Annotated in this window: 23 protein-coding genes; 5 read left to right on the top strand and 18 right to left on the bottom strand. The window is 32.0% G+C overall.

What is annotated here, in order from left to right; all coding sequences use genetic code 11:
* Positions 1-6: 6 nt before the first annotated feature.
* The 4 genes from GFJ94_RS12625 to GFJ94_RS10845 all read right to left on the bottom strand — a co-directional run bounded on the left by GFJ94_RS12625 (position 7) and on the right by GFJ94_RS10845 (position 3,340).
* Positions 7-162: a hypothetical protein gene (locus GFJ94_RS12625; protein WP_203228656.1), complete on the bottom strand. Its 156-nt coding sequence runs from the start codon at positions 160-162 to the stop codon at positions 7-9.
* A 2-nt stretch (positions 163-164) separates the two neighbouring features.
* Positions 165-1,742, bottom strand: coding sequence for a sodium-dependent transporter (locus GFJ94_RS10855; protein WP_153201547.1), 1,578 nt, complete (start codon positions 1,740-1,742; stop codon positions 165-167).
* A gap of 78 nt (positions 1,743-1,820) precedes the next feature.
* Complete coding sequence (locus tag GFJ94_RS10850) at positions 1,821-2,042, bottom strand: PspC domain-containing protein (protein ID WP_153201659.1); 222 nt, start codon at positions 2,040-2,042, stop codon at positions 1,821-1,823.
* Positions 2,043-2,071: 29 nt separating this feature from the next.
* A complete protein-coding gene (locus tag GFJ94_RS10845) occupies positions 2,072-3,340 on the bottom strand; it encodes a DUF2851 family protein (protein WP_153201546.1) in 1,269 nt (422 codons plus the stop codon).
* 66 nt (positions 3,341-3,406) lie between these two features.
* Here GFJ94_RS10845 and GFJ94_RS10840 point away from each other — a divergent pair, with 66 nt between their 5' ends.
* Positions 3,407-5,095 carry a GLPGLI family protein gene (locus tag GFJ94_RS10840; protein WP_153201545.1) on the top strand — a complete coding sequence of 563 codons (1,689 nt, stop codon included), beginning with the start codon at positions 3,407-3,409 and terminating at the stop codon, positions 5,093-5,095.
* Positions 5,096-5,128: 33 nt separating this feature from the next.
* Here the strand turns inward: GFJ94_RS10840 and GFJ94_RS10835 are convergent, their stop codons facing one another.
* The 6 genes from GFJ94_RS10835 to GFJ94_RS10810 form a co-directional block, all read right to left on the bottom strand.
* On the bottom strand, positions 5,129-6,490 hold the full coding sequence (locus GFJ94_RS10835) for a pyridoxal-phosphate dependent enzyme (RefSeq protein WP_153201544.1): 1,362 nt from the start codon (positions 6,488-6,490) through the stop codon (positions 5,129-5,131).
* Positions 6,491-6,575: 85 nt separating this feature from the next.
* Complete coding sequence (locus GFJ94_RS10830) at positions 6,576-8,471, bottom strand: putative porin (protein ID WP_153201543.1); 1,896 nt, start codon at positions 8,469-8,471, stop codon at positions 6,576-6,578.
* Positions 8,472-8,561: 90 nt separating this feature from the next.
* Positions 8,562-9,554: a hypothetical protein gene (locus tag GFJ94_RS10825; protein WP_153201542.1), complete on the bottom strand. Its 993-nt coding sequence runs from the start codon at positions 9,552-9,554 to the stop codon at positions 8,562-8,564.
* 10 nt (positions 9,555-9,564) lie between these two features.
* A complete protein-coding gene (locus GFJ94_RS10820; RefSeq protein ID WP_153201541.1) occupies positions 9,565-10,347 on the bottom strand; it encodes a hypothetical protein in 783 nt (260 codons plus the stop codon).
* A 17-nt stretch (positions 10,348-10,364) separates the two neighbouring features.
* A complete protein-coding gene (locus GFJ94_RS10815) occupies positions 10,365-11,858 on the bottom strand; it encodes a SusD/RagB family nutrient-binding outer membrane lipoprotein (protein WP_153201540.1) in 1,494 nt (497 codons plus the stop codon).
* Between the two features lie 11 nt (positions 11,859-11,869).
* On the bottom strand, positions 11,870-14,977 hold the full coding sequence (locus tag GFJ94_RS10810; protein WP_153201539.1) for a SusC/RagA family TonB-linked outer membrane protein: 3,108 nt from the start codon (positions 14,975-14,977) through the stop codon (positions 11,870-11,872).
* Between the two features lie 198 nt (positions 14,978-15,175).
* On the opposite strand from GFJ94_RS10810, the gene GFJ94_RS10805 reads away from it, so the two are divergent.
* Positions 15,176-15,835: a ribonuclease HII gene (locus GFJ94_RS10805; protein WP_153201538.1), complete on the top strand. Its 660-nt coding sequence runs from the start codon at positions 15,176-15,178 to the stop codon at positions 15,833-15,835.
* Positions 15,836-15,851: 16 nt separating this feature from the next.
* On the opposite strand, the gene lipB is transcribed toward GFJ94_RS10805, so the two are convergent.
* Positions 15,852-16,559: a lipoyl(octanoyl) transferase LipB gene (gene lipB, locus GFJ94_RS10800; protein ID WP_153201537.1), complete on the bottom strand. Its 708-nt coding sequence runs from the start codon at positions 16,557-16,559 to the stop codon at positions 15,852-15,854.
* A 341-nt stretch (positions 16,560-16,900) separates the two neighbouring features.
* Between lipB and lysS the strand changes: the two genes are divergently transcribed.
* Positions 16,901-18,598, top strand: coding sequence for a lysine--tRNA ligase (gene lysS / locus GFJ94_RS10795; RefSeq protein ID WP_153201536.1), 1,698 nt, complete (start codon positions 16,901-16,903; stop codon positions 18,596-18,598).
* 33 nt (positions 18,599-18,631) lie between these two features.
* Here the strand turns inward: lysS and GFJ94_RS10790 are convergent, their stop codons facing one another.
* From GFJ94_RS10790 to GFJ94_RS10775, 4 genes are all read right to left on the bottom strand, one after another.
* Positions 18,632-19,594, bottom strand: a complete 963-nt coding sequence (locus GFJ94_RS10790; RefSeq protein ID WP_153201535.1) for a transporter — start codon at positions 19,592-19,594, stop codon at positions 18,632-18,634.
* Positions 19,595-19,598: 4 nt separating this feature from the next.
* Positions 19,599-20,639, bottom strand: a complete 1,041-nt coding sequence (locus GFJ94_RS10785) for a cytochrome-c peroxidase (protein WP_153201534.1) — start codon at positions 20,637-20,639, stop codon at positions 19,599-19,601.
* A gap of 163 nt (positions 20,640-20,802) precedes the next feature.
* The gene (locus GFJ94_RS10780; RefSeq protein WP_153201533.1) at positions 20,803-21,582 is read right to left on the bottom strand and encodes an MbnP family protein; all 780 of its coding nucleotides are present in this window, start codon (positions 21,580-21,582) and stop codon (positions 20,803-20,805) included.
* A gap of 124 nt (positions 21,583-21,706) precedes the next feature.
* Positions 21,707-22,051 (bottom strand): hypothetical protein, encoded by a 345-nt coding sequence (locus GFJ94_RS10775; RefSeq protein ID WP_153201532.1) that lies wholly within the window; start codon positions 22,049-22,051, stop codon positions 21,707-21,709.
* Positions 22,052-22,211: 160 nt separating this feature from the next.
* Between GFJ94_RS10775 and GFJ94_RS10770 the strand changes: the two genes are divergently transcribed.
* Complete coding sequence (locus GFJ94_RS10770; protein WP_153201531.1) at positions 22,212-22,631, top strand: hypothetical protein; 420 nt, start codon at positions 22,212-22,214, stop codon at positions 22,629-22,631.
* Positions 22,632-22,724: 93 nt separating this feature from the next.
* Positions 22,725-23,051 (top strand): hypothetical protein, encoded by a 327-nt coding sequence (locus tag GFJ94_RS10765; RefSeq protein ID WP_153201530.1) that lies wholly within the window; start codon positions 22,725-22,727, stop codon positions 23,049-23,051.
* Between the two features lie 32 nt (positions 23,052-23,083).
* On the opposite strand, the gene hemL is transcribed toward GFJ94_RS10765, so the two are convergent.
* From hemL to GFJ94_RS10750, 3 genes are read right to left on the bottom strand one after another with little or no spacing between them, the layout of a single operon-like run.
* Positions 23,084-24,370, bottom strand: coding sequence for a glutamate-1-semialdehyde 2,1-aminomutase (gene hemL / locus GFJ94_RS10760; protein WP_153201529.1), 1,287 nt, complete (start codon positions 24,368-24,370; stop codon positions 23,084-23,086).
* Positions 24,370-25,257, bottom strand: a complete 888-nt coding sequence (locus GFJ94_RS10755) for a glucosaminidase domain-containing protein (RefSeq protein WP_153201528.1) — start codon at positions 25,255-25,257, stop codon at positions 24,370-24,372. The genes hemL and GFJ94_RS10755 overlap by 1 nt, the downstream gene beginning before the upstream one ends.
* A complete protein-coding gene (locus GFJ94_RS10750) occupies positions 25,247-26,158 on the bottom strand; it encodes a 1-aminocyclopropane-1-carboxylate deaminase/D-cysteine desulfhydrase (RefSeq protein ID WP_153201527.1) in 912 nt (303 codons plus the stop codon). The genes GFJ94_RS10755 and GFJ94_RS10750 overlap by 11 nt, the downstream gene beginning before the upstream one ends.
* Between the last annotated feature and the right edge of the window lie 45 nt (positions 26,159-26,203).

Here is a 26,203-nt window from a genome sequence, read left to right as displayed (position 1 = left end):
TCTTAATTAATCGTTTTTACGTACTAATTCTTCATCGTTTTCCTCAAAAGAATCTGGCTCTTGCCTTGGAGGAGTAGTCAAAACCAAGTAGAAAAAATATCCTGTAACAGCTGTTACCGTTCCAACTGCTGTAAGCATTGTAATTAAAGCTTCTGTTTTCATAATTATATTCTCCCTTCTTTTTTACGTTTTTTATAAGCTACAAATACCATATATGAAATTCCTAAGAAAACTAAAAGTAATAATAATCTTGAAGCGTTTACAAATAAAATAGTTTCATTTAATAATTCTAATTCCTTAGCATCTGTTGTATTTGCAATTTTTTGATATATATCTTTATTTAAAATTTTATCCCAAACACCTGGCAAACTCGAAAAGAAAACAACCCCTAAGAATACTGGTGTTACAAATTTTATAATAAATCTATAAATAGTTGGCACTTTAATATCTGCACCTGTTGTAATTTCTTTCCAGCCTTTATCCATTCCAAAAATCCAAGCAAAAAGAATAATTTCAAAAAATGCAAAAACTACTAATGAAAAAGTTCCTGCCCAATAATCATATTCGTCAAAAACACCGTAATTAAAGAATAATACTGTCGGCAATCCTAATATAAATACTAAACCACCAAAAGCCCAAGCCGCATTTTTATGTTTCCAACCAAACTCATCTTTTAAGAATCCTAAAACTGGTGTACCCATTGCTAATGATGAAGTTACTCCTGCAAAAAACAATAATCCAAACCAACATACTCCACATAAAATTGCTAAAACAGTTCCCCATTGTTCGAATAAGAATGGTAAAGTTTTAAAACCAAGACCTAAACCACCTGTTTGAGTCATTTCTAAAACTTTATCTATACCTAAATATCCAACAGAAATAGGGATTATTATTGATGCTCCTAAAACCACTTCAACAAATTCATTCATCCAACCAGCACTCATTGCATTTAAAGCGATATCATCATTCTTTTTTACATAAGAAGCGTAACATTGTATAGACCCCATACCTACAGAAAGTGTAAAGAAAATTTGCCCAGCAGCTGCCAACCATACTTTAGGTGTCCAAATAGTTGAAAAATCTGGTGTCCATAAGAAATTTAATCCAACAGACGCATCGTTAATAGCTCCAGCAACTCCAGCCTCAACATTAAAAGCCATTATAGCTAAGAAAACACCAAATAAAATTAATAATGGCATTCCTATTTTAGCTACTTTTTCAACACCTCCACTTAATCCTTTTGATAAAATCCAAGTGTTTAAAATTAAACAGAATACCCAAAAGAAAATTGTTTGAGATGGAGATTCTAAACCAACATAACTATTAAAAAATCCAGCAACTTCTTCTTGGGATTGACCAGCAAAAGTTCTTGATATTGTATGCCAAACCCAACTTAAAGTCCATGATTCTAAATAGCAATAATAAGCTGCAACGGCTAAGTTTGTAAAAATTCCAAAAACACCAATATATTTCCAAAATCTTCTTTTATCCATACTATCTAAAATAAATGGTGTACTATGATGACCTGATTTTCCACCAAATCTACCCATACTCCATTCAACAAACAATAACGGAATTCCCATTAATAAAAAACAAACTAAATAAGGAATAATAAAAGCTCCTCCTCCATTTTGAACTGCTTGAACAGGAAATCTTAAAAAGTTTCCTAATCCTACAGCATTTCCAGCCATGGCTAAAATAAGTCCAACTCGTGAACCCCACGATTCTACTTTTGCAGTCATATAATTGTATTGGTTGTTAATTTTTCAAAGATAAGAAAACAATCTAAAAAACAAATAAAAGTTGCGTTTAATGAAATTTTATAAGTCAAAAACTGAACTTCTTTTTGCTTTTATCATATCTTTTAACTTTAATAGAAATGCTAATGTCAAATAAAACCCAAATCCTAAACCAACGGTTATAAACGAAATATAAATAAAAAACAAACGCACATTAGTCGCACGCATTCCTAACCTATCAGCTAAACGAGAAGCCACAAAAAATCCGTGTTTTTCAAAAAAATGTAATAAATTCTGAACCATTGATTGAGTATTAACGCTCAAAAATACAATTAATTTTTAAGTAAATGAATACCTATAGCACATTCCAAGCATTTTTTAGCTTCGCAATATTCTTTCTTTAATTGCAGTAAGGATTGGGTTTCAAAAGCATTTTTAGCAACAATTCCTATTGCTGAAAATTTATCTACAATAATATTTTTTTCAGGTTCAATTACTTCTACAAAATTTATAATTTCTTGAGCGTTTTCTTTTTTCAAACTTTGTTCGTAAGTAAATCTAACAGGAATAATAGTGTTTAAAAGAATCAAATCGATAAAAGCTATTGATAATTTCTTCTTTTTTAAAACGCTAACCTTATCAAAATTATAATGTGTTTCCCAATAACTACTAACTTCAACTTTGAACAAATTATAGATATCTGATATTTTTGAAATACTTATGATTTTTGAAAATAAATTCTGTTCTTTATGATATAAAGCTGCTAATTGCGCTAATCGAATGGTCGGAAAATTATCGGGTCTATGTTTAAAAAACTCAACTTTTTCGAACATCTTTTTAGGAATTTGATACTTATGAATCTGGTAATTATAATCTTGTTGTAGCTTTTTAATATAATTATCTTGAAAATTAGCTTCCAACATATTGGCTTGTCCAAAAAATAAAGCTTCCAAGTTTTCAACTGAAAAAGATTCTTTTCGAATAACTGAAAACGGAATTGATTTTGCCATATTTTGAAACAAAATTCCATTTGTATTTAGCCCAAAATTCTTTGCTAAAAGACAAAACAAAACAGCTTCCCAATCATTATTGGAATCTTGTAATAATTTTACAATTTCTATTGATTTTCTTTCCAAACGTTCAAAAAACAAACGCTCTTGCCAATTTTTAAAGACAAAATCATCGACTTTTCCAATATCATTTTCACAATAAATCCATGATTTCTGACTTATTAACGATTGATACTTATGTAAATCCGACAGTACAACATGTTCTTTAAGTTCCAAAGTTGGTATTTCGGAATTATCTTTTCTAAAAACAGGCACATCATGTTCCCAAACGACATGTAAAATGACCGAATCATAATTAGAATCTTTTTCGTGATGGTGCACATACCAATCTGATGACTTGAGATGTATTTCTACATTTCCAGCCCATTTTTGGTTACCGATAATCAATTGCGCATTGAAAAAATCAGGTCCGGCAAGTTGCAAATATTGTCCTGAATTGAGAATCTGAATCGACTCTCCTTTTGTAGTTTTTAAATTGGCAATATCAAATTTCTTGAATTGCCACACGTGGTGCAAAAAATCTTCTTTCATTCTGTATGGCGTATATAATTGAAAAACAAAGATAAAAAATTATATTTGCTGAACAACCCAACTTTTATGAAAAAATTTATAACCATCACATTATTAATTCTTTTTACGTTTGCGCAATCTCAAACAGGCGCAAAACCACCAAAAGGATTCAAAATTACTTACAGCAGAAGTTCAAATGGGAAGCTAATCGAAAATCAAGATGCAATATTTGTTTTCTCAAATCCAACAGAAACTTTAGTTACTACTGAGAAAATGAATTCAAGAAAAGCGGAATTTCCATACGAACAAACGTTAATCAATCGTTCTGAAAATAAAATTGTTCATGTTACCCAACTCAAAAAAGACAAGTCAGTTACTACGGTTGATAGTCTTTCTTTAGCGAAACAAAACTTCGAATTTCTACCAGAAACCAAAACTATTTTAGGTTACAAATGTCAAAAAGCGAAAACCATTATCAATTCAAACACCATTGAACTTTGGTACACGAATGAATTGCAAGTTAAAGGAGCGCCAACTACTTTAGGACAAAATATTGGGTTGGTTTTAGAGATGGTTCGTAATGGTAATTTTGTGATTTCGGCTACTAAAATTGAGAAAATGAAATCGGTTAGTCCGAATATGATTTTACAAAACAGCACTACAAATAGTCCTATTTTAGATGGATTGACTTATAAAGATTTGGTTTGGAAAAGTCGTTTTACAACGATTAAAATATTTGAAAATGAAATCATTAATTTCTCAGACGCTTCCAAATCGAATGATAGTATTTTGCGATTTGCAAACGGTACTATTATTTTGAAAAAAATCACATTTCCTGAAATTAAGAAAGGAGATTTAGTCTTTTTAGACTTAATGGAACAATCGAATGGTGATGCTTATGACAGAACGGGTTCGGTTTTTATGGTTCCGCAAGATAAGAAACAATCGTTTTTAGATGGTTTGCAAAATGGCGCTAAAACTTTACCTATTTATGAAAACGGAAATGGAAAACAATATCAGGGTGTTGTGGCAACTTCTGATTTTTCTCCAATAATTGAATTGATGCGCTTTTTTACACCTTTCGGAATCAAACAATACAACTACATTCAACTGAAAGATAAAACTTGGTACGAAATTGTGCCATACAGAATGGACATAACCGATTTAAAATCAAATTTATCAGGAAAAACGGTTTATGTAGGAACGTTTATTGGTAATTATGACAAAGGCGGACATAAAATTTCGATGAATATCACTATTAATCCAAGCGAAAGTTCGTTGGATAAAACGAATGTTTCAATTCCGTTATTCAACACTACAAACGTAATGGAAATGGCGGGACAAGAATATGCTACGATGTTCAATCACGAAAAAGGTTTAGAAGTAACTTTTACTTTGGACAAAGAAATCAAAAACGCACAATTGCGCTACATTACCACTGGTCATGGTGGTTGGGAAAACGGTGACGAATTTGTTCCAAAGAAAAACACCATTGTTTTAAACGGAAAAGAAGTGTTTTCGTTTATTCCATGGCGACAAGATTGTGGTGGTTATCGCTTATTTAATCCTGCATCAGGAAATTTTAATGATGGATTATCTTCTTCAGATTTAAGTCGTTCGAATTGGTGTCCGGGAACGGGAACAAATCCAATTTATATTGAATTAGGAAATTTGAAAGCGGGAACACATACGATACAAGTTAAAATCCCACAAGGTCCAAACGAAGGTGGAAGTTTTAGTGCTTGGAATGTCTCAGGAGTTTTACTAGGAGAATAAAAAAAGGACGTTCAAATGAACGTCCTTTTAAAATTATTTTATCGAGTTGATAATATCGTGTTTTGTAATAATGTGATGTTTACCATTTCCTAAATCAATTAAAACCGCTTGGTTATCTTTAGTGATTAATTTAGAAACTTCTTCCACTGGCGTACCTAATTTTACAATTGGAAATGGTTTTCCCATTACTTCGCGAATTGGTCTTTCCGCAGTATTTTTATCCGTGATATAACTTTGGAATAAATCGGATTCATCAACAGAACCTACAAATCCATTTACATCAACTACTGGAATTTGAGAGATTTTATATTTTCTCATTCTTTCGATAGCGTGCGAAACTAATTCTTCAGTACGAACAATTACTAATGGTTTTTCGATATGCTCTTTGATTAAATCTTCAGCTTTTGTGATTTCTTCTTCTAAGAAACCTCTTTCGCGCATCCAATCATCGTTAAACATCTTTCCAACATAACGGCTTCCAGAATCGTGAAATAAGACCACAACTACATCTTCTGGACCAAAATGTTCTTTTAACTGTAATAAACCCTTTACGGCAGCTCCAGCAGAGTTTCCAACAAAAATTCCTTCTTCTAAAGCAATTTTTCTGGTATAAACAGCTGCATCTTTATCGGTAACTTTAGTAAATCCGTCGATTAATGAAAAGTCAACGTTTTTAGGTAAAATATCTTCACCGATTCCTTCTGTGATATATGAGTAGATTTCGTTCTCGTCAAAAATTCCAGTTTCGTGGTATTTTTTGAAAACCGAACCATAGGTATCAATACCCCAAATTTTGATATTTGGATTTTTCTCTTTTAGATACTTTGCAGTTCCTGAAATAGTTCCACCCGTTCCAACACCTACAACAAAATGCGTAATCTTTCCTTCAGTTTGTTCCCAAATTTCTGGACCCGTTTGTTCGTAATGTGCAATAGCGTTACTTGGGTTATCATATTGATTTACATACCAAGAATTTGGAATTTCTTCTCCTAATTTTTTTGAAACTGAATAATATGAACGTGGATCGGTTGGTTCAACATCGGTTGGACAAACGATTACTTTAGCTCCAACTGCTCTAAGAATATCTGACTTTTCTTTAGATTGTTTATCAGAAATAACAAAAATACATTTGTAACCTTTAACGATAGCTGCTAAAGCCAAACCCATTCCGGTGTTACCTGAAGTTCCTTCAATGATGGTTCCTCCTGGTTTTAAACGACCGTCTGCTTCTGCATCTTCAATCATTTTCACAGCCATTCTATCTTTTACAGAATTACCTGGATTGAAGGTTTCAACCTTAGCCAAAACTAATGCATCTACTTCTGAAGTAACTTTATTTAATTGTACTAAAGGTGTATTTCCAATAGTTTCTAATATATTTTTTGCGTATTTCATTTGTTACATTTCTAATCTTTTGCAAAGATAGTGTGAAATTTATTAATAAAGCAAATACACTAAAAATGAAGAATATAAAAAAAATCTATTTAAAGAAATTCCATTCTAATCCAAAACGAACCATGAAATCACGATACGGATAATTTGGAGCTGAATAGAAGTTATAGCCTGTCCAAGCAGAATTGAAATGCTCTGCCTTTAGATAAATTCTTGCTTGCCTAATTCTAGCATTCACAAAGAAATCAAACATAGGGAAGTTTCCAATTCTCTTTTCGTTTTGAACGTAAAATTCACCAATTAATGGATTATAATCGTTTCCGAAATATTCAGAAAAATATTGAAAAGTAACTCCTGTTTGTATAAGCATTGCTTTCTGGAAAACATAATCAGAAAAATACAAAGTGCTTCTGGCAGTTAAATCAGGTACATTAATAATTTCTGAAGCTTGATCTACTTTTTGATATAAAACAGTTACATCTAAGCCTAATTTCCATAACTTAACTTCTTTATTTACATTTACTGATAAATAATTAATGGTTTTATCGTATTGAAACGGTTTTATTGTAAGTTTAGTGATATCGTTTGTAGTATTATCAAAATACAAATGATCGTTTAATACTTTATATTGAACTGAAGCATTTAACCATTTTGTTAAAGCTGAAAATGAAAATTGATTAAGTTTTTCGTTTTTAAATTTATTATACCAATTATAATCTACATAATTACTTTGATTTAAAGTAAAATTTAAATTTGGTAAACTATTTAGTTTTTTATATTGAAATTCAAATTGATAATCTGAGTTAATAACGTACTTAGCTGTTGCCTCAATATTAGAAATAGCTTGCTTTGTAATAGCTTGTGTTACTTGTAATTTAGCTGTTAATTTATTTGCAAAATAAGTGTAATTTCCGCCAAACATATTAATTCTATCAGAAATAGCATTTGGAACAACAATTGCTCCTGAACCACCATAAACAAAACTATTGTAATAATAGTTATAATTAGTGTCGTCTATAAAAAACTCTAAATGACCTAATTTTTTTGTTTTATATCCTACCCCTAATTTATTGTATAGGGTATTGAAACGTGTTTTATTTTTTATAGCACTTGAAAATGCAGCACCAAAACGGTCACTTACAGTTGGCTGTGAGAATTCAAAGAACTTATATTCTTGTTTAAACTGATGTGTAAAGACTAAACTATTTGGATTGGTTTTATTTAATTTAAAAGAATGATCGATAAAAAAACGATTTCCTTTTAATAAAGATGTAGCGTTTCTAAAATACACATCTAAACGATCTCGTTCATTATAAGGATCTTCGCTTGATTCAAAAAGACTTGTATCAGTTATCCCTCCATTTTCTTGATTAGAAATATCTTGACCAGTAAAATGAGCATTTAAAAAATAACGTTTGTCTTCTGTAAAATAACTGGTTGTAAATCTGAAATTTCCAGCACTAGAAATATTATTAATATATTTACCTATTGAGCGTAATCCTTTATAGGCAATTGAAAAATTAAGATTTTGCTTAACATTTATAGTTAAAAAAGCATCTAGAGATTGTCCTTGCTCCATAACTGTTTTATAATATAATTCCGTTAAAGGCGTTGGAACAGAATAATATTTAATATCACGAGCCTCTAAATAATTAAAATGTTTTGCAGTGAAACCAATATTTGGTAAAACATCTTTTTTAATTAAACCAAAATTTAATGTATTGTAAGTATGACCTTCATTAGCAAAAGGCATTAACCCAAAAACATCTTTTCTTAAGTAATTGTATTTGTATTCATCTTTTATAGTTAAAGAAGTGTCTACATAAGTTGTGTCTTTCTCTAAAGAATAAATTTTATATAGGTCAATAGAAGGCTTTATTTTTTTTCCCAAAACTGAGTCTTCTGATAAATTTTTATCATCTTGAACTTGAGAAAAAATTAAATAAGAATTTAAACACAATAAAACAAAAATAAACTTTTTCATCATAAATAAATATGAGCAAATGTAATGAGAAATAAGCAATAAAAAAAGGTCACACAATGTGTGACCTTTATAAAATAATAATTTAACTTATTATTTAGTTTTACGAGGAATTCTATTTTTTAAATTTTGAACTCTTCCTGAAGCTAAAGTGTTACCATCTTCATCTTCTAATAAATAAGTTGTACCTGTTTTTGTTAGTATTCCAGCAAAGTTATACCCATCTGGATTTCCTTCAACAACACCACCAGTAGTACTATCCCAAGAAGTGATTACATTTTCACTTATCCAAACACCAGGCTTAGCCATAGTAATTTTAGCATTAAAGAAAATTGTTTCAGCGGGAGCTACAGGACCAGCAGAAGTCCAAAAACTAGGAACAATATAGTATTCACCATCTGGCTCTGAAGAAGAAAGAGAAGCTTCCTCTGGGCAAGAAGAATAACTATTGGCTACAACGTTAAAAGCTGAATCATAAATTTCAAGATCAAAATCATAATCACAAAATGCATGTTCGTCTCCATCAACATCTAAATAAGCTCCTTCAACTAATGTTCCGTGAGCGTCATAATAGTTTTCAGACCAATCAAGAACAGCAACTACATCATCAGAAGTAGCATTTGTTACATTTACTGTGATTGTTTCAGATGCATCATCAACTAAGCTAAGACTGTTACCCATAGGATATAATCTAAAAGTTAATGTTTCTGTTCCTTCTGGTAATAAATCAAAAATTGGAGAAATGTCAAAAGTAGTTGAAGTTGCATAAGCAGGAAGTTCAATCTTGTGACCAATTACACCCCATCCATCATCAATACCAGTTTCAGTACCTGAACAAGAGAAATCTCTAAAAGAGCCTGTACCTCCAACTAATTCTAGTTTAAAGTCCGATTTATCTTTCAAAGGAACGTCTGTTGTTAAAGTAACTGTAGCTGTTTCACCTTCAAGTAAGTTGAAAGTTGTTAAATCTGCTGTTACAACAGACTTAGCGATTCTATCTTTTGTTGCATCCTCGTCATCACTACAAGATAGTAATAATCCGAATACAGAAAAAGCAAGAATATATTTTAAATTATGTTTTTTCATATAAATTAAATTATTGTTTAACTAAAGTCCAAGTTAGATCAACATACCATGAAACACCCGCAACATTAGCTCCAGAGAAAGTTAAATCACCATTACTCTCTATAATTCCGTGAACAAATTCATCAGGTGAATCTGTTGGAGTTATAGGATTAGAAGCTTGGAATTGCCAATCTAAAATAGCCAAATCTCCACATACATCAGAAAACTCAAACCAGTAGTAAGAAGAAAATGCAGGGAAATAAGTTGAATAATAAACATTAGGTGCTATTTTAGAAATATCAGCTGTTCTAGAACCTCTTGTATAAGTTCCTTCCAAATTAGTTTCACAACCTACAAAAACAATTTTCATTGTTTTGTATTGCTCACCAATAACTGAACCTTCAGTAGTTGCTGTTAAATTAAGAACCAATTCTGTTTTAGCAGTAGGGTTTAAACTTCCTGTATTAACAATTAATGGAATCATTCCAAAATTAGTTCCAGCAGGAATAACAACTGAACCAGTAGAATTAACAAAATCAAACTCTACACCTTCTGTTGCAGTTGATAAATCATAATTAATTTCATACTCAACAACGATATCACTTTCAGTCAATTGACCGTTACCAGAATTAAGTAAATTTACTGGAAACTCTCTTTCAATAGCACCTAAATCTTCGAAATAAGCAACTGATTCAAAAGAAGAATTAAAACCAACAACCTGAGGACCAGAAAGATTCTGTTCTACACGGATGTCATCATCTGTACAAGCAATAAAAGCAGACGCTAATATAGCTAAGGTTAACAATTTTTTCATATTTACAATTTTTAAAATTAGTTCTTCCAAAAAGGAGCAGTAGTAAACGACTGGTTAACTGACAAAGCAGGAACATTCGCAGAATTACTAGCTAACTCAGATGTTGGGTACATTAAACGCATTGGTTTTGCACCTGTTGGAGAAGTAGCACCTAAAGGCATTGGAATATTGTTAATATAACCAGTTCTAGTATACTCAATCCAAGACTCTAAACCATTAATACAAGATAATGCTACACTTTTTTGGTACATGATAGCTTCAATCTTATCAGCACTAGCAGCATAACCTTTACCGTCAACAGTATTAATAGCAGAGATATATGCAGCAGCATTTGCAGGAGTAACACCTAAAACGTTACAAGAAGCATCAATAGCTTGATCAAATAACATTTGCGCATTTCCAGAGATATAACCTCTTTCTACTGCTTCAGCTTGTAATAACAAACTTTCTGCTAATAACATTACATAACCATCTTGATCATGCTCAACCATTAAACCAGGACCAAAGCCAGATAAATCACTTGGAGCCGTTGCTGAACCTTGTTCAACTCCTACCACATTTCCACTTCCATTAGTAGTAAATAATCTAGATCTTCTTGGATCTGATGAACTGTTTAATTGACCAGCAAAATAATCAGATGCTCTTCTAAAACGATAAGTATTTCTTTCAACTCTAGCACCAGCTGAGCTTAAGTTAAGTTCCCACATTAAGTTAATCCAAGGATTTTGTCTTGAATCACTACCGTTTGAATAACCAGGATTAATTGTTAAATCAAAGTTTAAAAAATTTTGATCTAAAGCAGCAAACTGATCAGTTAAGTATGTATCAGTTGCAGCATCTGTTTCAGCTTTAGTTGCTTCACGTAATAAAATTCTTAATTTTAAAGTATTAGCAAACTTAATCCAGCTAGACATATCACCAGCTAACATGACATCTTCTGCACCAACTGCAACAGTTGTAGAAGGAGCGTTATTAATCATATCTATAGCACTATCTAATTGTACAATTAAATCTCTATAAATTGCTTGATCATCATCATAAGTAGGAAATGGACTAGCAACTCCTAAATGTGCTTGAGAATAAGGAACATCACCATAAATATCTACTAAATATTGGAAGTAAAATGACTTCATAATTTTAGCAATTGCTTTATGATTATCGTAATCAGCAGATTGGAAGTTGATAATTCTTGAATACTCATAAGTATTTCTGTAAACAGAAGTCCAAATATCTTCGTAGAAGTTATTACTCATAGTAATACCAAACTCTTCTGCATAACCTCCAGTAAAAGAGTTTACGTTTGGACCCCATTGATTCATAAATACACTTCCTAACTCATTCATCCTTCTTACTAAAGGAGAAAAAGAAGCTGTTTGTGCAGCCGATAACGTTAACTTAGGGTTAACATTAGATTCAGTAGCTTGGTTTGGATTATCGTTGATATCTAAATAATTATCACACGAAAAGAACGCAAGTGCTACTAATGGGATTATTAATTTTAATTTTTTCATATTCTAATTTATTAAAATGAAGCATTAAGTGAAAAACCAAAAGTTCTAGTAGTTGGATACTGTCCAGTAACTGCTAAACCTTGATCATTTCCTGAAGATCTTGATTGCTCAGGATCAGAATAACCTCTGTTTTCTTTAGGTAATACCATGAAAGGATTTCTTGCATTAACACCTAGACGTAATGAAGTTAAACCTGTTCTCTCAATAGTTTTAGTTGGTAAAGTATAGCTTAATGACAACTCTCTTACTTTAAATGCAGTAGCATCTAATATGAAATTTTCTGTAACTGCTCTATATTCATTAGAGAAATAATTCAAGTAACTAGTATAAGATGAACCTCCTGTTACTACATTAGTATTTTCTGTATAAACACCTGGAGCAGTTTCGATTGCAGAATTAGGGAAAATAAATCCACCTCTTCCGTTTTCAGCTGATTCATATAAGTGACCTGACCAAGATAACCAGTCTTTAGTACCTGACCAAAATTGGTGACCTGTTCTATAATCCATTACAGCAGCTAAACGAACACCTTTAAATTCAACAGCAGTATTGTAGTTAATAATATAATCAGGAGTAGCTTTTCCTAAAACTTCATAACCTTCAGATCTAACTGGGTTTCCTGAAACAGGATCAATTAAAACTCTACCTTGATCATCTCTTGCATAAGCAATACCTTTGATTAAAGGAAATTCTTCACCTTCAACAGCAAAAATACCAACACCTGTTCCAGTAAAATTAACTAACGGAACTTCTGTAGCTAAATCAGAAACTTTATCAACAATTGTTTTAGCTGTAAAATATCCGATACGATTTTCCCATTTTAATCCTAAATTATTAAAGTCAGAAGCTTTAATCGCAGTAAATCCTAAATCAATTTCAATACCAGTATTTGTTAATTGACCAATATTTGTTAACTGATTAGTAATACCTGTACCTGCAGACAACTCTTGTCTTGTAATTAAGTCTGTAGTTTTTGTTTGAAATGCAGAAACATCAAGTGTTAATCTATCATTAAAGAAACCAAAATTTGTTGTAAACTCAAAAGTTGTCATGAACTCAGGAGATAAACTTGCATTAACTGGAGATTGTGTTGGTAAAAATGAATTCAAATCACCAAAAGGATAACCAGAACCTGGATTATAATTTAATTCAGATTGATATGCCGTTAACGGACCCGCGTTACCTACTTTTACAGCTGAAACAGCAAGTTTCCAGTAGTTAAAAGTATTCGATTTTAAACCTTCAAATGCTTTTGTAGGAATAAAAGATAAACCTGCAGATGGGTAAAAATAATTATTTTTTTCAAATCCAGTGAATCTTGAATCCCAATCGTTACGAGCTGTTAAGTTTAAGAATAAAAACTCATCAGAATCTCCACCTTTACTTAATCCGAAATCTAAATTAGCAAATAAAGAAAAACGTCTTGTTCTAGTAAAATTATTAGATCTTCTAACCTCTCCAGTAACATTAGAAATATTGTATAATCCAGGAATAGTTAAGTTATCACCTCCAACTGAAGTAAATTGAGAATAACTATCTTGAATATTGTTACCAATATTAGCTTTAAACGAAACTTTATCTGTTAACTTGTAATTAAAGTTAACCATAAAATCATGGTAAAAGTTTCTTGAATTTGCATTGTTTGTATCAAATGAAGACACAATAGTATGGTTACCACCACCTACTTGCAATAAATCAGTATATCCATTTGTATAAGACATACCATTTGTTTGTAAGAAAGTTAAACCAGCAACATAGTTAAAGTTAATATTTTTATTTAACTCATAGTTTAATGAAGCAATACCTCTAAACTGATCTCTTCTGTTTGTATTTCTTACATTATCTCTTAACCAGTAAGGATTGTTGTAGTATGAAGTCCAGTGACCTTCGTTTCCAGAGTTCTCAAAACGCTCAATTGGAATATTTGTAGCCGTTTGTAATAAATCTGTAAATAAACTTGAAGAAGTAGTTTGTGTTTTTTCAGTATTGTAAGTTACGTTACCGTCAACTGTCCACTTATTAAATTTCTTTCCAGCTCTAAACAAAAAAGTATCTCTGTTTAAGTTATCACCATCAACAACGAATGCAGTCGCTTGTCTGTTTGCAGACAAAGTAACATATCCTGACTCAGAATCACCACCACTAATAGAAATACCATTTTGAAACAAAGTACCAGTACCAAAGAATTTTTTGATATTGTCTTTAATTGGAGAATATGGAGCCATAATATAAGTTCCATCAGCTTGAGCTAAACCAACAGGTCTTACAACACCATCCATTTCAGCACCCCAACCACCATTCTCGTAAGAAATGTGTTCACCATTCCATCCTTGTCCGTAACGTTGTTGTCTTTGAGGCACAAAATTAACTTCTTCAAAATCCATTGAAGAATTAATAGCAACTCTTAGTTTACCACCTTTGTTACCTCTTTTAGTGTTAACAATAATTACACCATTAACCCCTTGTTCACCGTATAAAGCAGCACCTTGAGCACCTTTTAATACGTTTGTAGACTCAATAATTTCTGGAGCCAAAGACTGTAACGTTCTTGCATTAGAAATAACGTTATCAATTACTACTAAAGCTTCATTATTAGCAGAAATCGATCTGTTACCACGCAATACAATTCTTGTAGTAGCATTAACACCATTGTTTGTAGTATTGATTGTTAAACCAGATACTTTACCAGCTAACGACTGAACAACGTTAGGACTAGCTGCTTGTCTTAACTCAGCAGAGTTGACAACTTGATTTGATGATGTAACAGCATCTTGTTTTCTTTTGATACCTACGGCACCAATAACTTCAACATTTCTACCTGTTAAAACATCCTCTGCCATTGTAACGTTATAGCTACCTGCAGCACCAATAGTTACAGTTGAAGCTTTCATACCAGTGTAAGAAAACACTAAAACTTCACCTTGTTTTGCTTTGATAGTATAATTACCATCAAAATCAGTTGTAGTACCACGAGTTGTTCCTTGAACAACAACATTAGCACCAGCGATAGGCCCTAGTTCATCAGAAACTACACCTGTAACAGTTTTCTCTTGCGCGAACGAAAACTGCATCGTAAACGCTACTAAAAGCGTAAAAATCCATTTAAACTTCGATCTCATATTAAATTTATTTGAGTTAGTTATTCCGCAAACTTCTTAATTATTTCTTAAATAAACAAATAATACCTCGGAATATTACTAATTTATTTTTGTTAAAGTTTTAGTTTTAAAAAAACATTTTACGGAACATTCTCATACTAAAGATGAAAATATCACAAAAAGGTTGCGTAGAAAAATATATTTTTGTCAAAAAAAAGTATGTTAAGTAAAAGTTACAGTAATTTAATATTAGAATGCGGAACTGACGAAGCCGGAAGAGGATGCTTGGCTGGCCCAGTAACTGCAGCTGCTGTATTATTACCTGAAGAATTTGAAAATATTTTACTAAACGACTCCAAACAACTTTCCGAAAAAAACAGAGAAAAACTAAAACCTATTATTGAAGAAACAGCAACTTCTTTTGCAGTAACCCATATTTTTCCCAACGAAATTGACGAAATAAACATATTAAATGCTTCCATGAAAGCTATGCAAGAGAGTGTTTTGCAGCTAAATCCAACTCCAGAGTATATAATTGTAGATGGAAATCGTCCTTTGAATGGAAAATTAGGTATGAAACAAAAAACTGGTAAAATTTTTACTATCGAGGAAATCGAACTATTAAAATCAATTCCTTCTACAAGTATTATTAAAGGAGATAGTAAATATTTAAGTATTGCTGCTGCATCAGTTTTAGCAAAAACGTACCGTGATGAATATATGGATAAAATTCACGAAGAGTTTCCAATGTACAATTGGAAGAAAAACAAAGGTTATCCTACAACTGAACACAGAGAAGCCATTAAGAAATATGGTCCGTGCAAATATCACCGAATGAGTTTTAGACTATTGCCTGAGCAATTGAGTTTGGATTTATAATTAAAGATTAATAATTTTAGATTTTAGAAGTAACAATCTCCGCTTCAAACAAGTTTTGAAAATGTTTTAAGATTTTTTCTTTTACTTCATCTTCATTTATTTCTTTCCCTAATTCTGCATGCATAGATGTAACTGCTTTCCCTTTTATTCCACATGGAATAATATTATCAAAGTAACCTAAATCAGCATTTACGTTTAATGCAAATCCATGCATGGTTACCCAACGCGAAGCTCGAACGCCCATAGCGCAAATTTTTCTTGCAAATGGAGTGCCTACATCAAACCAAACTCCGGTTTCTCCCTCGCTTCTGGTTCCATGTAAACCGTAATCTGCTAATGTCAGAATAATTGCTTCTTCTAAGAATCGTAAATATTTATGAATGTCGGTGAAAAAGTTTTCTAAATCTAAAATAGGATACCCCACGATTTGACCAGGTCCGTGATACGTAATGTCTCCTCCTCTATTAATTTTATAAAAAGTGGCTCCTTTTGTTTCTAATTGTTTTTCGGAAAGTAATAAATTTGATACATCACCACTTTTCCCTAGGGTATAAACATGTGGATGTTCAACATATAGAAAGAAGTTAGGAGTTGGAAGTTGGGAGTTTTCTTTTCTGTTTTGAATTTTAATATCCACAATTTCTTTGAATAATTCTTCTTGATAATCCCAAGTGTCTTTATAATCTTTATTTCCTAAATCTTGAAGTTGGACTTTTTTGTTCATTTGTAGCTTTTATTGTTTTTTAAAGGTCAAATGTATCGCCTTTCTAGTCATATGTGTTTGCTTGCGCAAACTCGTGTTTGGTCGCGATTTCATAACAACCGAAATTGTGTTTTAAAAAGTAACGCAAAGATACGAATAGTTTACTAATTAGCCCTGATTGAAGAGAAAATCCTTTTTAAACCTGACAGGTTTTTGAAACCTGTCAGGTTTAAAAAGATTGAAACGAAAAGCAGGAACATGGAAACCAAAAACGCCTAAGCCATTCGCTTCAAAAAACATTAAACTTTGAACTTGAAACTTGAAACAAAATAAATTATCTTTGCACGCTTAAATACAATACTATGCAACTTTCGGAACAAGAAATCATTAGAAGAGACAAACTAAACGCTTTACGCGAACTTGGAATTAACCCTTATCCAGCGGATTTATTTCCGGTGAATCACACTTCAAAGCAAGTGAAGGAAAATTTTGAAGAAGGCAAGAAGGTTATTTTGGCTGGTCGACTAATGAGTGTTCGTGATCAAGGAAAAGCTTCGTTTGCTGAATTACAAGACAGCGAAGGAAGAATTCAGTTGTATTTTAATCGTGATGTACTTTGCGAAGGCGAAGACAAAACACTTTACAACCAAGTTTTCAAAAAATTAACCGATTTAGGTGATTTTATTGGAATTGAAGGTGAATTATTCATGACAAAAGTGGGCGCAATGTGCGTTCGTGTGGATGATTTTAAAATGTTGAGCAAAACATTAAAACCGCTTCCGTTACCAAAAACCGACGAAGAAGGTCATGTATTTGATGCGTTTACCGACCCTGAATTGCGTTACCGTATGCGTTACGTAGATTTAGTAGTAAATCCCCAAGTGAAACAAGTGTTCATGAAAAGAACCAAATTGTTCACCGCTATGCGAACATTTTTTAACGAAGCTGGTTATATGGAAGTAGAAACTCCGGTTTTACAATCGATTCCTGGTGGAGCTGCTGCTCGTCCGTTTATTACACATCATAACAGTTTAGACATTCCATTATACATGAGAATTGCTAACGAATTATATCTGAAAAGATTAATCGTTGGTGGGTTTGACGGAGTTTACGAATTTTCGAAAAACTTCCGTAATGAAGGGATGGACAGAACCCACAATCCAGAATTTACAGCAATGGAAATTTATGTAGCATATAAAGACTACAACTGGATGATGGAAATGACTGAAAATTTATTAGAATATTGTGCTTTACAAGTAAATGGAACTACAGAAGCTACTTTTGGAGAACATAAAGTAAACTTCAAAGCACCATATGCAAGAGTAACAATGACAGATGCGATTAAACAATTCACAGGTTTTGACATTACTGGAAAAACAGAAGATGAATTGCGCGAAGCTGCAAAATCTATGGGAATCGAAGTAAACGATACTATGGGTAAAGGAAAATTGATTGATGAAATTTTTGGTGAGAAATGTGAAGGTAATTTCATTCAACCCACCTTCATTACAGATTATCCAAAAGAAATGTCACCATTATGTAAATCGCACCGCGATAATCCTGAATTAACTGAGCGTTTTGAGTTGATGGTTTGTGGAAAAGAAATCGCAAACGCGTATTCAGAATTAAACGACCCAATTGACCAAAGAGAGCGTTTTGAAGCCCAAATGGCTTTAGCTGAAAAAGGTGATGATGAAGCAAACGGAATTATCGATGAAGATTTCTTAAGAGCTTTAGAATATGGAATGCCACCAACTTCTGGATTAGGAATTGGAATGGATCGTTTAATTATGTTTTTAACCAATAATGCTTCTATTCAAGAAGTGTTGTTCTTCCCGCAAATGCGTCCAGAGAAAAAAGGACCTGAATTAACAGAAGATGAAAAACATATCATTGAAATTTTAAAAGCTAACGAAGGAATTTCGATTGGTGATTTAAAAATAAAAGCCGATTTAAGCGGAAAAAAATGGGATGCTGCTAGTAAAGGGATTAGCAAACATGGTTTGATGAAAATAACAGTTGTTGGAGAAAATAAAATTGCAGAATATTTAGGAAAATAAATAAAAAAGGAACTCAAATGAGTTCCTTTTTTATTACAAACTATAATTCAAATTCAAACTCCAACGGTAATTGGCTTCCAGATTACCACCATTCAAATTTTGCGAAATTGGTAACATTACATTTGCTCCAACAGAAAATTTATCCTTTCCTATTTCAAAACCCAATTTACCAAAGAAAATATCACCAGCAGTATTGCGTACTTTTTGACCTAACTGATAATTATCTTCATATACCTCACCAGCAAAACCAAGTTGTGGTGCAATGGAATACTTTTCTTTTTCATACAAATAGAAAAAAGTCCCAGAATAATTGAATTGATTTCCAAAACGATAATTTTTATCATTTTCCGTTTTAATCACATAATTAAGCATGGTATTTAGTCCAAATTGCTTTCTTTTTACCACATATTCGGTAGCTAAAAGATAATCTAAACTTCCTGTTCCTACTTGATAACTTGGGTTGAAACTGCCGTTGTTTGCTTCATCAAATTTTCCAGTTGGAACTTTTATTCCTGCTCCAGCTTGTAATGAATGCACTAAAACGGTGCTATCTTTTTGTGTTTGGTACAATTGATACATTCCTAAAATGGTGATATCCCCTATTCCGCTAACATTTTGCTTTCCGTTTGCTGATTCTCGATTGTGAAAATGATACGGAATTAAAGCAGAAATTTGTACTTTTTTCACCACTGGAATTCGTGCCCAAACCTGCATAGTGTTATAACTTTCGTTATACCAAGCCGAATTACTATATAAACCATCGCTACTTTTATAGGATTGATTAAAATAACGAATTCCAACAAAATTGGTATTTAACATAGAGGCAAAACCCATACTTCCGCCACTTGCCGAACAGCCACAAGCATCGCAATCATCAAAAAAATCCTCAGAAACTTGATGAAATTTTAAAAACGGATTAATTGTTGACAAACTGTCTTTTTCGGTTGTAAATCCATATTGAAAAATCAATAGGAAAATGATGATATATTTTTTCATATTTTTAAAATTCTGCAAATTTAGGATTCGTTAAAAATTCATTATCCGTTAAGGTTTTTAAGAAGGCTATAAGTTGTAATTTTTCGGTTGCCGTTAATGGAATTCCCAGCGTTCCAGCATTGTTTAAACTTGCGTCTAAATTTTGAGTATTTGAAACACCCGACGAATAATGATTTAACACTGCTTCTAAAGTATAAAAACGACCATCATGCATATAAGGTGCGGTTTTTTCAATATTTCGCAAACTTGGCACTTTAAACTTGTAATTGTCATTATCCAATTCAGTTACACGATATCTTCCTTTGTCGTTTATTGACGGATTTATTGGTAATCCATTGTTTCTAAACGAATTATCGGTAAATATATCAGTAGCATGACACGAAGCACATTTTTGATTGAACAAATCATAACCAGCTAATTCTTCTGAAGTTAAGGTTCCTCCTGCTTCGTTTCTTCTGTATTTATCAAAACGTGAATTGGAAGAAGTGAGCATGGTCATAAATTGTGCTAATGCTTTTAACATGTTTTCTGAATTGATTTCTTCGTCTGGAAAAGCTTGACGGAATAATTTTTTATACTCATTATCATTTTTCATCATATTGATAATGTTGATAATATTGCCATTCATTTCTAATTCGTTAGAAATAGGCGCCATTGATAGCAATTCTATATGATCGGCTGCTCCGTCCCAAAAAAACTGGGTTTGATAGGCCATATTTTGAATAGGAGGTGCATTTCGAGTTCCAACACCATCACCAACACCGTGACTAAAGGTGTGTCCGTGATGTGTAAACGCATCTTCTTGAATGTGACAAAAACCACAAGAAACCACTCCATCTGAAGCTAATCTACCGTCATAAAAGATTTTTTTTCCCAATTCAAAACCTTTTTCGGTTAATGGATTATTAGCCATATTGTAGGCTAATGGTGGAAAATTTGATGGTACTTGGTAATCAATTGGAATGTTTTGGTATTCTGATGAATAGTCTGATGCGCAACTGCATAAAAATCCAATTGCCAACAGCATAAAATATTTTGTTTGCATAACGCTATGTTTTAGCCCAGATGGGAATGAAAAGCCCGTAAAGGAAAAACAAATTGATTTTGTTGCTAAAAAATGGCGACCTAAGAAGCCCATTTTTTAGCTTACAAAATTTTTGTTTTTCCTGCGGACTTGAAATGTACAGCTGGATTAGCTTCTACTAAAATTAATCGTTGTGAACGTGGTGTACTTCAAACATTGTAGGAACGTTGTTTGCAGAAATGTTTTGCACTTTTGTTCCTCCCATTACGTCTAGACCTTCTTCAAAATTGATAACTGTTGTACCATCAACAATCTTCTTTAAATCTGCCATGATATGAACCTGAGGAGTAATGTTTGTTCTTACTAATGCGTTGTCTGGTAAATCTAAAGTAACTTCTACATAATTGTACACATCACCGGTTTTTCCTGTATGCACTCTATAATTTGCATTTGTATGCGTTGCTGAAGTAACAGTTCCTTCAAATTTTACAAATTTATATCCAGCAGCCCAAGACCATGTCATTCCTAATGCTTGTGCATCTGTCCACATGGTTCCTTGCCCGTCTGCTCCAGCGTTAAATTGCGCTTGGTCAACACCTATTCCGAAGGTAACTTTTGTGTAATTTCCGGCTGGAATGTTTGGTAAATTTAATAATGTACTTGCAGCATCTGCTTCGTTTACAAAGAAATAGCTTTCGCTTTTAGGCACAGTATAAGTTGAACCATCTTCTTTAGTTAAAACAATATTACTCACGATGTAAATTGCATTTGAAGCTTTAACAACTTCTCCGTTTGAGTTTGTGTATGCTGTATTGAATGCAAAATCTGCATCACCATATACATTATCGAATTCTAATTTTAAGTTTCCTTCACCTGTTATTGCGTTATTATCATCGTCTGAACATGAAGTAAATGCTAAAGCTATAGCCATTACAGCTACTATATTTTTTAATTGAAATTTCATTTTTTGAAAATTTTTAGTTTTTAAAATTTAATATTATTTGTGCTTAAAGATTGATTTCTTTAAACAATTTTAGACATAGATATCCTAATCGATTCTAAGAATAAGAATCAATTGCAATAAAAAATTAAACTAAAAAGGTGGGTGGATGAAAAGTGGACTGTATTGCAGTCAAAGCATACAAATTCTGATAGTCAGAATTGATTTTTTTGTTTGTGAAAACGAAATTTTCAACAAAAGAAACTGCTTTAAATTCTTGACAAAACATGTTCTCAATTTCTTGTTTTACGTTTTGTTTTTTGTCTGAAGAAGTGCTTTTGTCTTCTTCAGCAGCTTTTGCCAATTGCTTCGTTAAGTGACATTTACCATTACATTTAAGTTCTGGTTTCTCCTTGTTTTCACAAAGCTCTTTTACAATATAGTCATAATTAACAATGTATTCCAAAAATGGAATAACTGGCTTTGCCAGCATAAAAAAAGCAATTAAAATGACTAAATTTTTCACTTTGCAAATATACAAACGTTTTTCTAATACTATTAATTAAAAACAATTTTTAATAATATTTTGTTAACGATTAAACCTTTTTAAAATGGCTGTGTCTTATCATCAAACAATTAAAAATATAAAACACATGAAAAAATTAATTTTAGTAGCACTATTGGTAGTTTCATCACTAACTTTTGCACAAGAAAGAGGTAGAAAAGGAGAAAAATTAACTCCAGAACAACAAACAGAACTACAAGTTAAAAAAATGACTTTGGAATTAGATTTAGATGCCAAACAGCAGAAAGAAATTAAGGCGATTTTGTTAGAAAATGCCAAAAAAAGAGAAGCTAAAATGACAGAAATGAAAGCAAAAAGAGAAAAAGGAAAAAAACCTTCTGCTGATGAGAAGTTTGCCATGAAAAATGAAATTTTAGACCATCAAATTGAACACAAGGCTCAAATGAAAAAAATTCTAAAACCAGAACAATATCAAAAATGGGAAGATTTACAAAAAAATAAAATAAAAAAAGGGAAAATAAAAATGCAAAAAAAACATAAAAAATAATAGTAGAAAATAATTTTTTTAATTGTTCTATTGTTTAAATCTCAAAATTAAACTAGATTTGACATTCGAAACAATTCTAACAATTTATTTATTATGAAAAAAATAATCTTTTCTCTATTCTTACTTATCGCTTGTAATTCGATTTCCTTTGCTCAAGATAAAAAAAATCTGAATCCTGAAGTAGAGGCAAAATTAGAACTTAATGAATTATTAAAAGTAATACCTTTAGAGGATTCTATAGAAAATGGCTTATATAGTTTATTAACTTTAAAGCATCAAACATTACTTAAATCAACAACTGAACATGAAAGAAATGAGGTTTATGCAACAATGAAAAGCAAAATTGAACATACATTAAACCCAGAACAGTTAAAAAAATTAAAAAGTAATAAAGTGCTTTATGAAAATTTAATAAAATAAAAAAAGTCCCGATGAAAATCGGGACTTTTTGTTTATAATTCTTTTGCTACTTCTTTAATTTTAGCGATAGTAAAATCTATATCTTCATAAGTTAACGCATCAGTAATAAACCACGTTTCATAAGCAGAAGGTGCAATATAAATTCCTCTGTTCAACATTCCGTGGAAGAACTTCTTAAATGTGTCATTATCTCCATTCTTAGCTGTTGCAAAATCATAAACAGGATTAGCATCAAAATGCACAGAAATCATCGATCCTAACCTGTTAATGGTGAAAATAACATTTTCTTCTGTTAATACTTCTCGAATACCTTTTTCTAAATAAGCTGTTTTTTCATCTAAGCGTTTAAAAATATCGTCATCAGCATTCAGTGCTTTCAACATTTCCAATCCAGCCGCCATAGCTAATGGATTTCCTGATAATGTTCCCGCTTGATAAACTGGTCCTAAAGGTGCTAAGTAATTCATAATTTCTTCTCTTGCTGCAAATGCTCCAACAGGTAATCCACCACCAATTACTTTTCCAAAACAAACAATATCCGCTTGAATTCCGTATAATTCTTGCGCACCACCTTTTGCTAAGCGAAATCCTGTCATAACTTCATCAAAAATAAGCAGAGTGCCGTTTTCTGAACAAACTGCTCGCAAATCTTCTAAAAACCCTTGTACAGGAGGAACACACCCCATATTCCCAGCAACAGGTTCAATTATTATGGCTGCAATTTCATTTTTATTAGCTTCGAACAATGCTTTTACGTTATCAATATCGTTATATCCTGATAATAATGTATCTTTAGCAGTTCCTTCAGTTACACCCGGAGAATTGGGAATACCGAAAGTACTCAAACCACTTCCTGCCGCAATTAAAAATGAATCGGAATGTCCGTGATAGCAACCAGAAAATTTAATAATTTTGTCACGCTTTGTATAACCACGGGCTAAACGAATTGCGCTCATACAAGCTTCGGTACCCGAATTTACAAAACGAATTTTATCGATATTTGGAACCATAGATACTGCCAATTCAGCAATTTTGGTCTCTAATTCCGTTGGCATTCCAAAAGAGGTTCCTTTTTTTGCCTTTTCAATTACAGCATTAACAACCGGTTCATAAGCATGACCCAAAATCATTGGTCCCCAAGAGTTAATATAATCAATTAAACGATTACCGTCTTCATCAAATAAATAAGCACCCTTAGCTTCCTTAACAAAAATTGGAGTCCCGCCAACACCTTTAAACGCTCTTACTGGAGAATTTACACCACCAGGAATAACTTTATTAGCTTCTAAAAATAGTTCGCTACTTCTTTTATAAAACATTATTTAATTTTTAATTGTTGTCCAATAGAAATTGAGTTATCAGACATATTATTTAATTTCTTTAAATCATTAATTGTTACATTAAATCTTTTTGACAGCGAATACAGAGTATCCCCTTGCTGAATCGTATAATAATTACCGCCTTGAGTAGCTATTTCCTCTTTAGTATCAGATTTAAAATCATTACCTAATACTAAACTATCAAATTTATGCAATTCGAATCTTTCAATTAATCCAATTAATTTATCAGGATATTTAACATCTGTTGCATAACCTGCAGCTTTTAACCCTTTTGCCCAAGATTCATAATCGTTTTTTTTCAATCTAAATAAATTTGAATAACGTGATCTTGATGTTAAAAACAATGAATGATCACGATAGGAATCAGCTGGATCCTCATATTTACGGAAACATTCTTGAGCAGCATCATCATCGTGTTTTACACTTTCACCGGCCCATCCTGTATGACATTTAATACCAAAATGATTATTAGCACTCATTGCCAATTTGCCTTTTCCTGCACCCGATTCTAAAATTCCTTGCGCCAAAGTAATACTCGCTGGAACACCATGATTTCTCATGTTATTCATTGCAATTTCCTTAAAATTATCTACATAAAATTGAATTTCTTCTGTATATGTTTTTACACTAGATGTAGCGACTAAACTAACTTCTGAATCAGATTTAGGTTTTGTTCCTCCTATTTCAGGTTTAGTTGATGAAGTAACAACAGTAGATTTTGTAGTTGTTTTTGGTGCCGGTTTTTGAGTTACTGACTTAGATTTTGTTGATACTTTAGGTTTTGTAGTCGTTCTAACAATTGGCTTTGTGCTAGTGCAACTAACTACAAATAGCGTCAAAATAAATAGTGCAAATTTAAATTTCATAAAACTGTATTATTTCTTTATTCTTACTTTGCAAAGCAAAATTCATGCCTTTAATTCCTTGCAAACCACCGGTATGAATCATTAAAATTTTCGAATTATCTGGAAAATATCCTTTTTGAATTAAATCTAAAACTCCAAAAACCATTTTACCTGTATATACAGGATCTAACGGAATTGACGTTTGTTTGTAAAACAAATTTAAAAAAGAAATCAATTCGTCAGTTACTTTACCATAACCTCCAAAATGATACGCATCGTTTATACTCCAATTGGTTTTCGAAACAAAATTACGAATTACCTCAGACAAAAAAGCACCTTTTAAAGAAGAAAATCCAATTAGCTGCTGTTTTTGAGTTAATGAATTGATTAACCCAGCTGTAGTGCCTCCAGTTCCTAATGCACATGTAATGTGTGTAAAATAGTCTACATCAGTTTCCGTTAAAATTTCTTCACAACCTTTAATTGCCAATTGATTCGTGCCTCCTTCTGGAATTAGATAGAATTCTCCAAATTTATTCTGTAAATGCGAAATAAAAGAGGTTTGCTCTTTGTTGCGATAAGCTGCTCTAGTCACAAAGTAAAACTGCATTCCTAATTCTTGTGCTTTTGCCAAAGTGGGATTATCTTGGATTTTAGATTCGAGTTCCTCTCCTCTAATTACTCCAATAGTTTTAAAACCAAATTCTGCTCCAGCTCCTGCCACCGCTAAAATATGATTAGAAAAAGCACCTCCAAAAGTTAGTAACGTATCTTGATGTAACTTTTTTGCAGCTTCAATATTGTATTTAAGTTTTCTATACTTATTTCCCGAAATAATAGGATGCAACAAATCTTCTCTTTTTATAAAGAGTTTTATATTCTTTTTAAAATCTAATTGTATTTCGGTATTATGAATTTGCATAAAAAAAGCAGCCTAAGCTGCTTTACTATTTTAGTATTAAAAAAA

It is taken from the genome of Flavobacterium sp. LMO8, assembly GCF_009495755.1.
Classification (GTDB): Bacteria; Bacteroidota; Bacteroidia; order Flavobacteriales; family Flavobacteriaceae; genus Flavobacterium.
The sequence above is the reverse complement of the archived record's forward strand: the minus strand, read 5'-3'. Positions and strand labels throughout refer to the sequence as shown.

Coding starts and splice junctions, on each gene's coding strand:
- GFJ94_RS12625 (WP_203228656.1), bottom strand. CDS start 162: ATGAAAACAGAAGCTTTAATTACAATGCTTACAGCAGTTGGAACGGTA.
- GFJ94_RS10855 (WP_153201547.1), bottom strand. CDS start 1,742: ATGACTGCAAAAGTAGAATCGTGGGGTTCACGAGTTGGACTTATTTTA.
- GFJ94_RS10850 (WP_153201659.1), bottom strand. CDS start 2,042: ATGGTTCAGAATTTATTACATTTTTTTGAAAAACACGGATTTTTTGTG.
- GFJ94_RS10845 (WP_153201546.1), bottom strand. CDS start 3,340: ATGAAAGAAGATTTTTTGCACCACGTGTGGCAATTCAAGAAATTTGAT.
- GFJ94_RS10840 (WP_153201545.1), top strand. CDS start 3,407: ATGAAAAAATTTATAACCATCACATTATTAATTCTTTTTACGTTTGCG.
- GFJ94_RS10835 (WP_153201544.1), bottom strand. CDS start 6,490: ATGAAATACGCAAAAAATATATTAGAAACTATTGGAAATACACCTTTA.
- GFJ94_RS10830 (WP_153201543.1), bottom strand. CDS start 8,471: ATGAAAAAGTTTATTTTTGTTTTATTGTGTTTAAATTCTTATTTAATT.
- GFJ94_RS10825 (WP_153201542.1), bottom strand. CDS start 9,554: ATGAAAAAACATAATTTAAAATATATTCTTGCTTTTTCTGTATTCGGA.
- GFJ94_RS10820 (WP_153201541.1), bottom strand. CDS start 10,347: ATGAAAAAATTGTTAACCTTAGCTATATTAGCGTCTGCTTTTATTGCT.
- GFJ94_RS10815 (WP_153201540.1), bottom strand. CDS start 11,858: ATGAAAAAATTAAAATTAATAATCCCATTAGTAGCACTTGCGTTCTTT.
- GFJ94_RS10810 (WP_153201539.1), bottom strand. CDS start 14,977: ATGAGATCGAAGTTTAAATGGATTTTTACGCTTTTAGTAGCGTTTACG.
- GFJ94_RS10805 (WP_153201538.1), top strand. CDS start 15,176: ATGTTAAGTAAAAGTTACAGTAATTTAATATTAGAATGCGGAACTGAC.
- lipB (WP_153201537.1), bottom strand. CDS start 16,559: ATGAACAAAAAAGTCCAACTTCAAGATTTAGGAAATAAAGATTATAAA.
- lysS (WP_153201536.1), top strand. CDS start 16,901: ATGCAACTTTCGGAACAAGAAATCATTAGAAGAGACAAACTAAACGCT.
- GFJ94_RS10790 (WP_153201535.1), bottom strand. CDS start 19,594: ATGAAAAAATATATCATCATTTTCCTATTGATTTTTCAATATGGATTT.
- GFJ94_RS10785 (WP_153201534.1), bottom strand. CDS start 20,639: ATGCAAACAAAATATTTTATGCTGTTGGCAATTGGATTTTTATGCAGT.
- GFJ94_RS10780 (WP_153201533.1), bottom strand. CDS start 21,582: ATGAAATTTCAATTAAAAAATATAGTAGCTGTAATGGCTATAGCTTTA.
- GFJ94_RS10775 (WP_153201532.1), bottom strand. CDS start 22,051: ATGCTGGCAAAGCCAGTTATTCCATTTTTGGAATACATTGTTAATTAT.
- GFJ94_RS10770 (WP_153201531.1), top strand. CDS start 22,212: ATGAAAAAATTAATTTTAGTAGCACTATTGGTAGTTTCATCACTAACT.
- GFJ94_RS10765 (WP_153201530.1), top strand. CDS start 22,725: ATGAAAAAAATAATCTTTTCTCTATTCTTACTTATCGCTTGTAATTCG.
- hemL (WP_153201529.1), bottom strand. CDS start 24,370: ATGTTTTATAAAAGAAGTAGCGAACTATTTTTAGAAGCTAATAAAGTT.
- GFJ94_RS10755 (WP_153201528.1), bottom strand. CDS start 25,257: ATGAAATTTAAATTTGCACTATTTATTTTGACGCTATTTGTAGTTAGT.
- GFJ94_RS10750 (WP_153201527.1), bottom strand. CDS start 26,158: ATGCAAATTCATAATACCGAAATACAATTAGATTTTAAAAAGAATATA.